Source organism: Posidoniimonas polymericola (assembly GCF_007859935.1).
Lineage (GTDB): Bacteria > Planctomycetota > Planctomycetia > Pirellulales > Lacipirellulaceae > Posidoniimonas > Posidoniimonas polymericola.
The window spans coordinates 96,532-111,262 of sequence record NZ_SJPO01000004.1 but is presented as its reverse complement, the minus strand read 5'-3'; the positions used below and the strand labels follow the sequence as shown (position 1 = coordinate 111,262).

Annotated in this window: 8 protein-coding genes; all 8 read left to right on the top strand. The window is 69.1% G+C overall.

What is annotated here, in order from left to right:
• The first annotated feature begins 34 nt into the window (after positions 1-34).
• The 8 genes from Pla123a_RS09550 to Pla123a_RS09515 all read left to right on the top strand — a co-directional run bounded on the left by Pla123a_RS09550 (position 35) and on the right by Pla123a_RS09515 (position 14,608).
• On the top strand, positions 35-970 hold the full coding sequence (locus Pla123a_RS09550) for a DUF58 domain-containing protein (protein WP_146586279.1): 936 nt from the start codon (positions 35-37) through the stop codon (positions 968-970).
• Positions 967-3,042, top strand: a complete 2,076-nt coding sequence (locus tag Pla123a_RS09545; RefSeq protein ID WP_146586278.1) for a BatA domain-containing protein — start codon at positions 967-969, stop codon at positions 3,040-3,042. Before Pla123a_RS09550 ends, Pla123a_RS09545 begins: the two co-directional genes overlap by 4 nt.
• Positions 3,039-5,234: a hypothetical protein gene (locus Pla123a_RS09540; protein WP_146586276.1), complete on the top strand. Its 2,196-nt coding sequence runs from the start codon at positions 3,039-3,041 to the stop codon at positions 5,232-5,234. Before Pla123a_RS09545 ends, Pla123a_RS09540 begins: the two co-directional genes overlap by 4 nt.
• Positions 5,235-5,348: 114 nt before the next feature.
• On the top strand, positions 5,349-8,603 hold the full coding sequence (locus tag Pla123a_RS09535; protein WP_146586274.1) for a hypothetical protein: 3,255 nt from the start codon (positions 5,349-5,351) through the stop codon (positions 8,601-8,603).
• Entirely contained in the window at positions 8,603-9,541 is a 939-nt protein-coding gene (locus Pla123a_RS09530; RefSeq protein WP_146586272.1) for a hypothetical protein, read from the top strand. The genes Pla123a_RS09535 and Pla123a_RS09530 overlap by 1 nt, the downstream gene beginning before the upstream one ends.
• A 3-nt stretch (positions 9,542-9,544) precedes the next feature.
• Positions 9,545-10,387: a hypothetical protein gene (locus Pla123a_RS09525; protein WP_146586270.1), complete on the top strand. Its 843-nt coding sequence runs from the start codon at positions 9,545-9,547 to the stop codon at positions 10,385-10,387.
• Positions 10,384-11,454: a DUF6288 domain-containing protein gene (locus Pla123a_RS09520; RefSeq protein ID WP_391542183.1), complete on the top strand. Its 1,071-nt coding sequence runs from the start codon at positions 10,384-10,386 to the stop codon at positions 11,452-11,454. The genes Pla123a_RS09525 and Pla123a_RS09520 overlap by 4 nt, the downstream gene beginning before the upstream one ends.
• Positions 11,455-11,458: 4 nt before the next feature.
• The gene (locus tag Pla123a_RS09515; protein ID WP_146586268.1) at positions 11,459-14,608 is read left to right on the top strand and encodes a TlpA family protein disulfide reductase; all 3,150 of its coding nucleotides are present in this window, start codon (positions 11,459-11,461) and stop codon (positions 14,606-14,608) included.
• The last annotated feature ends 123 nt before the right edge of the window (positions 14,609-14,731 follow it).

Sequence of the window (14,731 nt, the reverse complement as noted above, 5' to 3'; positions counted from 1 at the left end):
GGAAGCCGCGCCACACGAGGAAGCCGCCGCTAGTATGGCCGCCCCGGATCAATCCCGATCGTTCCTAGAGCCAGCCGTCCTCGCGCGGCTGGCGGCGGTGCCGCTGTTCGCCCGCCGGGCGATGCAGGGGAGCGTCTCTGGCCGGCACCGCAGCCCCCACCGCGGCGCGAGCGTCGAGTTCGCCGAGTACCGCAAGTACGTCCCCGGCGACGACCTCCGACGGCTGCACTGGCGGGCGCTCGCGCGGACCGGCAGGCAGTACGTCAAAGAGTTCGAGGCCGACACCAACCTGCGGTGCTGCCTGGTGGTCGACACGAGCGGCTCGATGCGGTTCGGCTCGCACCGCCAAGCCGATTCTGGACGGGGCGGGCTGAGCAAGATCGACTACGCCCGCCGCCTGGCCGCCTCGCTGGGGTACCTCGCCATCCAGCAGGGCGACGCCGTGGGCCTGTCCTGCGTGTCGGAGAAGATCACCACCGAGATCCCCCCCCGCCGCAACCCGGCGCACCTGAGCTACCTGTTCGACACGCTGGAGCAGATCCGCCCAGCTGGGGCGACCAAGCTGACCCCGGCGCTGCACGAGCTGGCCGAGACCATCCGCCAGCGGGCGCTGGTGGTGGTGATCTCCGACTTGTTTGTCGATCCCACCGAGTTGCGCGAGTGCTTCGAGCACTTCCGTTTCCGCAACCATGACCTGGCCGTGTTCCACCTGCTGGACCAGCAGGAACTGAACTTCGAGTTCAAGCGGCCGATGCGGTTCGTGGACCTGGAGGGGGGCACGAGCATCCTCGCCGAGCCGACCGAGATCGCCGACCGCTACCACAAGGCGCTCAAGGCCTACCTCGACGCGCTCAAGCAGGCCGTGCTCGAGACCGGCGTCGACTACCACCCGGTCCGCATCGACGAGAGCTACGAGAGCGTGCTGCGTCGGTTCCTTGTGCGTCGCACCCAGAGGACCGGCGCCCGATGAGTTTCCTCCAGCCGTGGCTGTTGTGGACGCTGCCGATCGCCGGCCTGCCGATCCTCATCCACCTGATCAACCAACGCCGCTACCGCACGGTCGAGTGGGGGGCGATGCAGTTCCTGCTCTCCGCCAACCGCATGTCGCGCGGCTACGCCCGGATCCGGCAGTGGCTGATCATGGCGATGCGGGTGCTGGCGATCGCCGGGCTGATTATGGCGATCAGCCGCCCGCTGTCGAGCGGGTGGCTCGGCCTGACCGCGGGCGGCCGGGCAGACACCACCGTGGTGCTGCTGGATCGCTCGCCGAGCATGCAGCGTCGGGTCGACGGCGTGTCGGGCATCGACTCCGCCCGGCGGCAGCTGGCCGACGTGCTGGCGACGCTCGGCTCGAACCGCTACGTGCTGATCGACAGCGCCACCGCCGAGGCGCAGGAGATGGAATCACCAACCGCGCTGCTCGAGTCGCCCGCCGCGACCGGCGTCAGCGCCTCGGCCGACCTGCCGGCGATGCTGCAGACGCTGCACGACTACATCAAAGACAACAGCCCCGGCCGCACCGAGGTGTGGATCGCGTCCGACCTGCAGGAGAACGACTGGCAGAGCGAGGACGGACGCTGGGCGTCGCTGCGGGACGCGTTTGTCGAGTTCCCGCAGGAGGTGCGTTTCCACTTGTTGAACTATTCGCCGCAGACCAGCCCGGCCGCGGTCAGCGCAGCGCGGCCCAACCTTTCGATCCGCGTCACCGAGGCCCGCCGCGTGCTGGTCGACAACCAGCCAGAGCTGCTGGTGTCGGTCGTGGTCACCCGCGACGCAACCGGCGTCGACGAGCTGCCGCCGATCAGCCTGCCGCTGCAGTTCGAGATCGACGGCTCCCGCACGCAGATGCGGATCGACCTGACCGGGGGCAGCTTCGAGCTCAAGGACCACCGGATCCCCTTGGCGGCCGATGCGGTGCGAGGCTGGGGGCGCGTGAGCCTGCCGGCCGACGTCAACCCGGCCGACGACGGCGCGTACTTTGTGTTCGACGAGCCGCCGCTGCGGCGGACCATCATTGTGTCGGATAACCCCGACGCGGTCCGGCCGCTCCAGCTGGCGGCCTCGATCGCCCCCGACGCCGCGCCGAGCGAGGCCGAGGTGTTGTCGCCCGACACGCTCCAGACGCTCGCGTGGGAGGAGCTCGCGTTGGTGGTCTGGGCCGCGGAGATCCCTGCCGGCAAGACCGCGGAACAACTAACCGACTTTGTCGCCCGCGGCGGGCAGCTCCTCTTCCTGCCGCCAGAGTCACCCGGCGGCGAGTCGTTCCTCGGCGTCCGGTGGGAGGCGTGGCGACAGGAGCCGCGCCCGCTGACGCCGGACAACTGGCGGAGCGACCAAGACCTGCTGCAGAAGACCGCCAGCGGCGCCTCGCTGCCGGTTGGACGCTGGCAGGTGCAGCGCTACTGCTCGCTGGCGGGAGAGTTCAACACGCTCGCCAGCCTGCCCGGCGGCGCGCCGCTGTTGGCGCGGGTGATCACCGAAGCCGGCGGCGTCTACTTCCTGGCGACCACTACCGAGCCGGACGCGTCGTCCCTCGGGGCCGACGGGGTGGTGCTGTATGTGTTTACGCAACGCGCGATCGAGGTGGGACTCGGCGTGCTCGGCGACACCCGCAGTCAGCCGGCCGGCCCCGCGCTGCCGGCGGTGGTCGACCCATGGCGGCGGCTTGCCGGGGACACTGCCCCCGCCGGCGAAGAAGTGCTGTCGACCGACTACCAGTACCACCAGGGCGTGTACGTCGCGGGCGATAAGCTCGTCGCGCTGAACCGGGTCTTGGGGGAAGACACGCCGCTGCAGGTCGCCGACGACCAGATCGGGCGGCTGTTCGCGGGGCTCGATTTCGATCAGGTCGACACGCAGCCCGGCTCCGACGCCAACCTGGTCCAGGAAGTCTGGCGGCTGTTCCTGGGGGCGATGATGATCGCCCTGACGGTCGAGGCCGGGCTCTGCCTGCCCCGGGTAGTGAAGCCCAGCCAGGAGTTTGTGTTGTCTCCTCGACCCGCGGCCGCCGCCCCGGAGCGGTCCCTGGAGGAGGTGGCATGAGCACGCGCAGCTCGCTGCTGTTCCAGACCGGTCCGTTCACGATTGCGATGGCGGTGGTCTCGGCGCTCGCCACGGCCGCCTTCGGCTACATCGCCTGGCGGCGGAGCGGCTACCGCCGGACCATTGGTCTGCTGGAGCTGCTGCGGTTGTCGATCGTGATCGCCGCTGGCTTGCTGTTCAATCAACCGGAGTGGGTCAAAGAATCTCGTCCTACTTCCAAGCCTGTGGTCGCCGTGCTGTGGGACAACTCGGTCAGCATGCAGACGCGCGACGTGGTGGCGAACGGAAAGCCCGGCGCCCCGGCGCAACGGAGTGAGAGCATCAAGCCGCTCACCGAACCGGGGTTCTGGAGCGAGCTGGCCGATCGGTACGAGGTCGTGCTGACGCCGTTTTCTTCGGCGGCGGGCGACACCGCGAGCGACCTGCACACGCCGCTGTCCGACGCTATTTCGCAGCACGGCCAGCTCAGGGCGGTGGTGCTGGTCTCTGACGGCGACTGGAACACGGGCGCCCCGCCGGTCGACGCCGCGACGCGGTTCCGGCTCCGCGAGACGCCGGTCTTCGCCATCCCGGTCGGCAGCGCCATCCGGCTGCCCGACGTCGAGCTGGTGAGCCTCGACGCGCCGACCTTCGGCATCGCGGGCAAGCAGGTGCGGATCCCGATCACGATCGAGAGCTCCCTGCCGCAAGACTACGTCACGAGCGTCCGGCTCGAGACCTCCAGCGGCGAGACCGTCGAGAAGCAGGTGCTGGTCGGCGCCATGAGCCGCTCGACCGACACCCTGGTCTGGAAACCGGAGCAGACCGGCGACTACACGCTTAAGGTGGTCATCCCGGAGCACAACGACGAGCAGATCCTGACCAACAACACCCGCACCGCTCCGATCGCGATCCGCGAGGAGAAGCTGCGGGTGCTGGTGGTCGAGTCGTACCCGCGGTGGGAGTACCGGTACCTGCGCAACGCGTTGTCGCGGGACCCGGGCGTTGAGGTGTCGTGCCTGCTGTTCCACCCCGGGCTGACGAAGCAGGGGGGCGGCAACGCCGACTACATCAAGGAGTTCCCGTCGGGGCTCGACGAGCTGTCGAAGTTTGACGTTGTGTTCATCGGCGACGTCGGCTGCTCCGGGGACCAGCTTACCGCCGAGCAGTGTCGGCTCATCAAGGGCCTGGTCGAGCACCAGGCGAGCGGGCTGATCGTGATGCCGGGCTGGCAGGGGCGGCAAGTCAGCCTGCTCGACACCGAGCTGGCCGACCTCTACCCCGTGCAGCTCGACGTGTCGCGGCCCGAGGGCTGGGGCGCACGCACGCCCAATCACTTCCAGCTCACCGAGACCGGCCGCCGCAGCCTGCTGACCAAGCTGGCCGACACCCGCGACGAGAACGCCGAGATCTGGGCCGACCTGCCCGGCTTCCAGTGGTACGCGCCGGTGCTCCGGGCCCGCGCCGGCAGCGAGGTGCTGTGCGTGCACGAGTCGGCCAGCAATCAGTACGGCCGTCTGCCGCTGCTGGCGACCCGCACCTTCGGCGCCGGCAAGGTGCTGTTCATGGGGTCGGACGGCGCCTGGCGGTGGCGCAAGGGGGTCGAGGACAAGTACCACTACCGCTTCTGGAGCCAGGTGATCCGCTGGATGGCCTACCAGCGGAACATGGCCCGCGGCGAGACCATGCGGCTGTACTACTCGCCCGACCAGCCGCTGCTCCGGCAGACGCTCACCATCAACGCCAACGTGATGGAGAACTCGGGCGAGCCGCTGGCCGACGGTGAGGTCGTCGCCCGCATTACCGCGCCGTCGGGCAAGGCGGAGACCATCCGCTTCCAATCAACCGGTCAGGAGTGGGGCGCCTTCAGCGGGCGGTTCACCAGCAGCGAGCCGGGCAAGCACACAGTGGCCCTCTCGGCAAAGCCTACCGGCGGCCTGCTCGAGACCTCCTTCTACGTCCAGGGCGACCTCGCCGAGAAGATCGGCCAGCCCGCCCGCATCGAGGTCCTCGAGGAGATCGCCCGCGTCAGCCGGGGCCAGACCATCACCATCGACAACGCCGACGACGCGATCAACCGGCTGACCGCGCTGCCCGACCCGCCCGCCGCTATCCGCCGCCTGCAGCTGTGGAGCAACCCGTTCGTGGCCGCGTCGATCGTGACGCTGCTCGGGGTGTTCTGGGTGCTGCGGAAGGCGGTCGGCCTGATCTGACCACACCCAGAAACCAAAGCAACTCGATAGCATCTACCCGATACCAAGGCACGCGACTCCCGCCGATCCGAGCGGGGCGACCAGGATCCTTCTTCCCTCACAAGCAGCGAACCCATGAACACGGATGACAACAAGCTGTTCGTTCCCGAGTCGCTCCAGCAGCAGCTCGGCGACTACCGCCGCCGCGTGTGGCTGCTGAAGATCACCGAGGCGCTGGCGGTCGCGCTGTTCAGCATCGGTTGCGCCTACGCGGCGGTGTTTGTGCTCGACCGGTTGTTGGACACGCCCCGCGCTGTCCGCGCGGTCGTCTTTGTGGCGGCTCTGGCTGGCTGCGCGACGCTGCCGTGGTTCCTGCACCGCTGGGTCTGGCGCCGACGCACGCCCGCACAGTTGTCACGGCTGCTGGCCCGCCGGCTCCCCCGCATGGGCGACCAGCTGCTCGGCGTGATCGAGCTGGCCGAGAACCGCTCGGAGCAGGCCCGCTCGCGGACGCTGGTGCGGGCCGCTATCGAGCAGGCGGCCGCGGACGCGACGCGGAGCGACTTTGCTGCCGCGACGCCCCCCTCCCGGCGGGCCATGTGGGCCGGGCTCGCCGGCGTGTTCCTGTTGATCGCGGCCGGGCTGGTCGCGGTGTTCCCCGCGGCCGCCCAAAACGCCTGGGCACGGTTCCTCCAGCCGTGGGGCTCCACGGCCCGCTACACGTTCGCCGCGGTCGAGCCGCTGCCGAGCGAACTCGTGGTCGCCCACGGCGAGCCGTTCAACCTGCGGGTGAACCTGGCGCCCACCACCGAGTGGCGGCCGGAGAGCGCCGAGGCGCGCATCGGCCGGCAGCGACCCGTGCAGGCGCCGCAGGCAGACGACGCGTACGAACTGCTGATGCCGGCCCAGATTGGCGAGGACGAGATGCGCATCCAGGTCGGCGATGCGTCGCACAGCGTCCGCGTGAAGCCGACGGTCCGCCCCGAGCTGACGGGGCTCGCCGCCCGCGTCCGGCTGCCGGCGTACCTCGGCCGCGAAGAGCCGGTGGAGAAAGAGATCCGCGGCGGGGCCGTGTCGGTGGTGAAGGGGAGCACGCTCGGCGTCACCGCGACCGCCAGCCGCCCGCTTGAGTCGGCGACCGTCGACGCCGAGCCGCAGGCGCCACGGGACGCGTCGTTCGACGTGCCGGACGCGCTGATCGAGGAGTCGCAGCAGCGGGAGTTGGCCTGGGTCGACGAGCTCGGACTGTCCGGCGCGGATCCGCTGCGGGTGTCGATCACCGCGCTCAATGACGAGCCGCCGTCGCTGATTGTAGAGAACCTCCCGAACCAAGAAGTGGTTCTCGAGTCCGACATCATCAACTTCACCGCCCGGGTTCGCGACGACTACGGCGTCCGCCGGGTAGGTTTCGAGTGGAGCAGCCTGCCGTTCTCGCGGCGCCCCCCGGAGAAGGGCGAACGCTACCTGGCCGCCGGCAACTCCTACGCCGAGGCGCTCAACGCCCAGGGCGCGTTCTCCGCCAGGTCGCTTGGCATCACGCCGCAGCCGCTGGCCGTGCGGGTGTTCGCCGAGGACTACTTCCCCGAACGCGGCCGCGTCTACTCGGCGCCCCACGTGCTCTACGTGCTGACCCCCGACGAGCACGCCATCTGGATCACCGAGCAGCTCAGCAAGTGGCGCCGCCAGGCCCTCGAGGTGCGGGACCGCGAGCTGCAGTTGTACGAGGAGAACCGGGCGATCCGCGGCCTGGCCGCCGACGACCTCGACCAGGCCGACACCCGCCAGCGGATCGAGAAGCAGGCCGCGGCCGAACGCGCCAACGGCCGCCGGCTCCGCCGCCTGACCGCGGCCGGGGGCGAGCTGATCCGCGAGGCCGCCCGCAACGCCGAGATCGGCGTCGGGCACATCGACCGCTGGGAGTCGATGATGAAGCTGCTCGATGAGATCTCGGCCAACCGGATGCCGTCGGTGGCGGACCTGCTCAGCGAGTCTTCGGACGCGCCGAAGGTTGCCCAGAGCCAGCAGCCGTCGGCGCCGAACGCCGGGCAGAACCGAGATGCGTCGGGCGGCAAGCCGGGGCAGAGCGACCCCAACTCGAAGCCGAAGCCGGCCGTTCCGACGATCGCGGACCGAGAGTCGAGCTTCCGCGGCCCCGATGAGCCCGGCGGCGAAGGCAACCCGACCAAGAAGAAGAGCTCCAAGGCCAAGCTGACCTTCCCGGTCACGACAATCGCCGGCTCCGCCAAGCCCAAGGCCGGGGGCGACAACCCCGCGGGGCAGAAGATGGAGCAGGCGGTTACCGAGCAGCGGGACCTGCTCGATGAGTTCAGCAAGATCGCCGACGAACTCAACGAGATCCTCGCCAACCTCGAGGGGAGCACGCTGGTCAAGCGGCTCAAGGCCGCGGCGCGGGCCCAGTACCAGCTGGCGGGCGATCTGGGCCAGAGCATCCCGGGATCGTTCGGGCTGATCAAGCAACGCATCGACAAAGAGGTCAAGGAGGTCCTGAGCGGCGCCACCGCGCGTGGGGACGAGAACGTCCAGGCGGTGTCGTACATCATGGACGACATGCACGCCTACTTTGAACGCCGGCGGATGACCCGCTTCAAGCTCGTGCTGGACGAGATGCGCGAGCTCGACATCCTGCAGGGGCTGCGACGCGTCTCCGGCGACATCGAGAAGAAGCAGGGCCTGGCCATCGCGCAGAGCGAGTTCTGGTCGGACACGCTCGACCGCTGGGCCGACGACCTTGTCGACCCGGCCTGCTCGGGTCAGTGCCCAGGCGGCGCCTCGCCCGAGAGCCTGCCGCCGTCGATCGTGCTCGAGGCGATGCGGATCCTCGAGGCCGAGATCGGCCTCCGCGAGGAGACCCGCGTCGCCGAGCAGTCCAAGCCGGCGGTCGAGGAGCTTGAGCACAACCGCGAGGCGGTCCGGCTGAGCGAGTCGCAGCGGGGCCTCGAGCTCCGCGTCGGCGAGCTGAGCGACCGCATCCTCGAACTCGAGGAAGCCGAGCGGCACTTCGCGAAGGAGCTGCGGCTGCTGCAGAACGTCTCGATCGTGATGGACGACGCCGTGGACATCCTGTCCCGCCCCGAAACCGGCTCCGAGGCGATCGCCGCCGAGACCGAGGCCATCGAGCTGCTGCTGCGTTCCAAGAAGCTCAACCCACGCGGCGGCGGGGGCGGCGGCTCATCGCCGGGCGGCGGCGGCGGCGGCGACACCGACACCCCGGCCCTCGAGCTGGCCGGCGAGGGCAAGAACGACAAAGAGGTCCGCGAGCACCACGATGTCTCGCAGGTGACCGGCGAGTCGGGCCAGGCGTTGCCGGCCGAGTTCCGCGCCGGCCTGGACGAGTACTTCAGCCGGCTCGACAGCCCGGGGGGCGCCTGATGAGCGGATCGATTGGAAGATCGCTTCTTGCGGCGGGCGTCGCGGCGGCCTGCGTTGTTGCGGCCACGGCGGCGCCAGCGGCGGCCGATGATGGGGAAGTGTTTGAGGTGGTCGTAGAAGCCGAGGCCGCGGCCGCTCCCGCGGTGCAGCTGCAGGCGGTCCAGCCGGCGCCGGTGATTGCGTTCGAGGCTCAACCGGGCGACGGCCCCAACGACGAGCTCGACGCGCAGGCCAAGGCGATCATCGCCGAGCTGCGGCCGCAGCTCGCCGGCAAGCTCAACGCCCATCTGCACGCGATCCGGAGCGTCGCGAATCCCACTAAGGAGCAGCAGCAGGCCATCCTCGAGCGCACCAGCAAGGTGCTCGACGAGTCGCTGCGGGAGTACGCCAAGCAGATGGTCAAAGGCAACCAGAACATGGCCCAGTTTATGAACGGCGTCGTGTTCAACGGACAGGGGAACGCCAACGAGCCGTGGGATGTCGTCCGCGAGGCCATGGCGGAAACGCTGAAGGAGACCCTCACCGACGAGCAGTACGCGCTCTACGAGCAAGAGCAAGAAGCCCGGGAGGCGTTCCTGAGAGAAGCCACCGCAACCAATTTTGTCAGCGCGCTAGACAAGCAGCTCGGCCTCAACGAGGACCAACGCGTGCAAATCCACGACGCCATCCTCGATGGCTGGCAGGATGGCTGGCAGGGATCGCTGCGTGGCCTGCTCCACAACTCCACCTACATGCCCAAGCTGCCCGCAAGGATCGTGGAGCCGCACCTCACCAAGCGGCAGCAGCAGGTCTGGCACAAGACGCAGTGGCACGGGCAGGTGATGTTCGGCGACAACGGCTTCCTGGGGCACGGCGAGTTGGAAGTCCCGCAGTTTGAACCGCAGGAGCAGGTCGCCGCCGACGGGCCGGCTGCCGCCGTCGCCGAGGCAGAGGAGTAGCCAATGCCCATCATCCCCCATCGCAGACAGCACATTGCCGCGGCCGCCGCGTTGGTGGTCCTCGTGGCGTCCGGCGGCGTTCGGGCCGAGGACGACGGCTGGCTCGAATTCGAGGAGAAACCTCAGCAGCAGCAGGACCAATGGCTGGTGCAGCCCGAGCACTTCGACCAGTGGGTGTTCCAGAACGCCCGCGACGTGCCGGGGCAGCGGGCGGCGTTCGAGAACAAGCTCGAGGTGAACATCGAGATGCTGCGGCAGACCTGTGGACTGACCGACGAGCAGGAACGCAAGCTGCGTCTGGCGGGGGAGCTCGAGATGCGCCGGTTCTTCCTCCGCTATCAGAAGGTCAAGGACCACTACATCCAGAGCAAGCCTAACCAGAACGAGTTCAATGAGATCTGGCAGCTGATCGAGCCGCTGCAGCAGCAGGCCCAGGCGGGGCTGTTCGGCGCCGGGTCAACCTACAAGCACGTCGCCCGCAACGCCCTGAAAGAAAATCAGCTCAAGGCCCACCGCGAGGTCGAGCGGCAGCGGCGGGAGTTTCGTTACCGGGCGTTGGTCGAGATGTATGTCATGATGCTTGATGAGCACGCCACGCTGACCGCGCCGCAGCGTGACGGGTTGGTTGATCTCCTGCTCACCAGCACGGCGCCGCCCAACGAGTTCGGGCAGTACGACCAGACCTACATCATGTACCAGGCCAGCACCGTAGGCCCCGAACAGATCAGGGAACTGGTAGACGGCCCGATCGGCGAGATCGTGGTGGGCGCGTTCCGCATGGGCCGGGGCTACGAACGCCACCTGGAAAGCCAGGGTATCCACCCCTTTTCGGAGGACGACGAATGAAACCGGGAATGAGCCTGACGGCCTGGGGGGTGTTGGCGATTGCGTTTGGCGCGCTTGGCTTGCCGCTGGCCTGCCGGCGTGCGGCAGCGCAGCCGCCGATGGCGATGCACGGCGAGGCGGTTCCGCGTGACGTCCGCGAGATGTACGACCGGGGCCTGCAGTACCTGGCGGGCGCCCAGCACGAGGAGGGCGGCTGGGGCGGCAGCTACCAGGGCGCCGGCACCACCGGCATGGCGGTGATGGCGCTGCTCGCCTCGGGCGAGGACCCCAACTTCGGCGTCTACAGCAACCACCTGCGGCGTGCGCTGCGGAGCATCATCCGCCAGCAGGATGCCAACACCGGCTACTTCGGCAACAGCATGTACCACCACGGCTTCGCCACGCTCGCGCTGTCCGAGGCCTACGGCGCCGTCGACGACCGCGACCTCTGGCCCGAGGGGGAGGCCCGCGACCAACGCTCGATCGGCGCCGCGCTCGAGCTGGCGGTCCGCGGGGCCCTGACTTCGCAGCAGGGCAACCCGACCTCCGCCTGGCGGTACTCGCCCCAGGCCAACGACGCCGACACCTCGGTCAGCGGCGCGATGCTGATGGGCCTGCTGGCGGCCCGAAACGCCGGGATCGAGGTCCCCGACGAGTCGATCGACAAGGCGATCGAGTACTTCACCAACATGACCAGCGAGAACGGCATGGTCGGCTACTCCGGCGGCTTCGGCGGCGGCTTCGACGAGTCGATGGCCCGGATCTCGATCGCCACGCTGGTCTACGCTATATCCCGCCGCAAAGACCTGCCCGAGTACGAGGCGACCCTCAAGCACCTGATGCAGAACCTCGAGAAGACCGGCGGCGGGCACTACCAGCAGTACACCGACTACTACCAGGCCCAGGCCCTGTTCCAGGGCGACATCAAGTCCTGGGAAAAATGGAACAAGCTGCTCGTCCGTCGGCTCAAGGAGAGCCAGCTCGAGGACGGCAGCTTTACCGGGCAGTTCGGCGGCGAGACCAGCACGCAGCTCAACCTGCTGGCGCTGGCGCTCAACTATCGTTTCCTCCCTATCTACGAGCGGTGACCGCGTGCCTGCCAAACTACTGCTGAAACTGGGCGTGCTGCTGCTGGTCGCCGCCGGGGCGTCGGCCGCGGGTCCGCCGGGGACCCTGCTGCTCTCCAACGGCGACTTCCTCGCCGGCGAGTGGCGGGACAGCGAGTCGGCCGAGTGGATCAAATGGCAGCCGTCGTTTGTGGCTCGGCCGTACGAGTTCGAATGGTCGGCTATCGGCTCGATCGCCTTCCCCCCGCCCGCCGAGCCGACGCCGATCGCCGGAGCGTTCCGCTTCGACCTGTTCAACGGCGACGCGCTGATCGGCGACCTGGTCGCGGTGTCGGACGAGCGGTTCACGATCGCCACGCGGCTCGAAGGGCAGGGCGAGCCACAGCAGCTCTCGGCGCCGCGGAGTCTTGTCCGCAGCATCCGCCGGGTCGGCTCCGACGCCGGCAAGCTGAGGTTCTCTGGGCCCGGCGACCTCGCCGACTGGAATACCATCAAGAACGTCGGCTGGGTCTACAGCCGCGGGGGGATCGCCACCAACATCAAGGGCGCCAGCGCAAGCCGCGACGTCCCGCTGCCGCACCTGGCGCTGATCGAGGTCGCGCTGTCGTGGGACAAGAAGGCCGACTTCTCGCTGGAGCTCGGGGTCACCAAACGCCGGCTCAAGGCGATCACCGACGGCTTCGAGATCTGGATCCAGGACGTCAACGGACAGCCAGTCCGAGTGCGGGAGGCCCGCAACCAGCGGCAGATCGAACGCGAGCGGCAACGCGACAACCAGGTGACCGACGCCTTCCGCTTGGAGGTGGTCGGCGACAACCTGATCGCCGTGCGCGAGACCCAGGAGTCCGCGGACCTCCAGCCGCTGCAGCAGATCGAGCCGGGGGCGGGGCGGCTGCAGCTGCGGCTGTACCTGGACCAGAACAACAACCGGTTGATCGTCACCACCGCGAGCGGCGTTACTCTGGCGGACCTGCATGTCGAAACCCCCTACAGCCCGTTTGATAGTGGTGTGCAGCTCAACAACCGCGACGGCGACATCCGGCTGGACCGGCTGTCCATTACCGAGTGGAACGGCGAGCCGCCGGTGAGCGGCGCGGTCGACCAGTCGGCTTTCCAGCTTGCCAATGGCGAGACCCTGCGGGGCGACCTGGTTGGCTTCCGCGCCGCGGACGGCGAGCTCTTGATCGCGGCCGAGGCGGACGCTTCTAACCAGCCGGCGAGCGGCGACGACCGTGACGCCGGGCAGCCCGAGCCGGGCTCCGACAGCTCGGACTCCGCCGAACCGGCGGTAGCCGAGCCGGACGCCGAAGAGTCGGACTCCGAAGAGCCAGACGCCAAAGAGTCGGACGCCGAAGAGCCAAGCACACAAGAGCCACGCACGGAGGATCCCGACGCAGAAGACATGCCCGCCCAACAATCGCCGCACGTGGTCCGCCTCGACCAGCTTGTCAGCGTTGTTTTTCCGACCCCGGCCGGCGCCGACGCCTATCGGCGCGCGGGCGACGCCACGCTGCTGACCGCCACGTTGCAGGGCGGGGTGCAGGTGACCGGATCGCCCCAGGGCTTAGTGGACCGGCGCCTTCGGTTGTTCTGCCAAGATTTTGACGCCACCATCGCGGTCCCGCTGGCGATGCTGCAGTCGGTCCGCGTGGCGTCGGCGGGCCTGCCGGCGACGGCCTCTGCGGCGGCGGGTGCGAAGCCCAGCAAGTTCCCGCGGCTCGAGACCGATGATGTCCGCTCCGTGGGAGAACTGGCCGGCGCCCCCGATACGGACGGCGCCAGCTGCCTGCTGTGGCGGCCCTTCGGCAGTCGGAACGCGGAGCCGCTGCTCGACGGGGTGTCGGGCCGGGTGCTGTTCCGTGAGCCTCCCCCCCCGAAGTCGGCCGAGCCCGACAAGGTCGCGGCCCCGCAGCCCGCCCGGCAGCGCGGCGTGCTGGGCGCGATCGCGTCGGTCTTCTCGTACACGCCGCCCAAGACCACCAAGCAGGCGAGCGCCCCCCAGCCCGCCACCATGTACCTTCGGGCGGGCGACAAGCTGCCGTGCGCCATCGAGCGGATCGACGACGAGGGCGTCTACTTCAGCTCGCCGTTTTCCGCCGCCGGTTTCGCCCCCCACAAACACGTCAAGGCGATTGAGCTGGTGACCAGAGGGGTCGATGGCCGCCTCACCCCCGACCGCCGCGACCAGCTGCTCACCCTCCCGCGCGGGCAGACCAACAACCCGCCTACCCACCTGCTGGTCTCTACCAAGGGCGACTACCTGCGCTGCCGGCTGCTGAGAGTTTCCGAGGAGACGGTCGCCGTTGAGGTCCGGCTGGAGGAGCTGGAGATCGACCGCTCGCGCGTCGCCCGCATCATCTGGTTCGATCCGCCGCCCAAGGATTCGGAGGAAGCCGCCGCCGGAACCGGCCGCGACGAACCGGGCGACCACCCTCGGGTCCAGGCGGTCCGACGCGACGGCGTGCGGCTGACCTTCGACCTGCGGCGGCTCACGTCCCCCCAAGGCGAGGACGCGCCCGCCGCTCGGCTCGAGGGCGTCAGCGAGGTGCTGGACGAGTGCAGCGTGTCGCTTGACGACATCGACCTCTTGCTGATGGGCCACCGCGTCGAGCAGGCGGCCGCGGAGCTGTCGTATCAGCGGTGGAAGATGAAGAACGCCATCCTCCCCCGCGAGCCCGAGGAGGGCGACGCCGGCGACGCCTCGGCCAGCTTCCCGCTGGTCGGCGAGGTCGCCCCCGAGTTGCCGCTGCCGTTCTTCGACGGAGGCGCCGAGCCGCCCGCCAAGGAGCTCGACCTAGCGAGCTTCCAGGGCAAAGTGGTGGTGCTCGACTTCTGGGCCAGCTGGTGCGGACCCTGCATGCAGGTGATGCCGGTGCTGCACAAGCTGGGCGAGGAGTACGCCGATCGGGACGTGCTGGTCGTGGCGGTGAACCTGCAGGACCCGCCCGAGGCGATTGCCGCCGCGCTCGACCGGCTGGGGTTCAAGCCGGTCGTGGCCCTCGACCGCGACGGCGTGGCGGCCCAGCGGTACCAGGTTACCGGGATCCCGCAGACGGTGGTGATCAACCGCGAGGGCGTCATCGCGAATGTCTTCGTGGGGGGCGGCGCAAAGTTTGAGCAGCGGCTGCGGGCGGCGATCGAGGCCGCGGTCCAACAGGCGAAGGTCGAAGAATAGCGTCCCCGGTTGACGCGCGGCGGCTTCAAAAGCCGGCCGCGGCCGGACGGGAGGTTGCAGACGCGGCTTTTGTTAGCCAAGCTGGTTGGTGGGCGGTTCATCCTCTTACCACGATTATTCTTT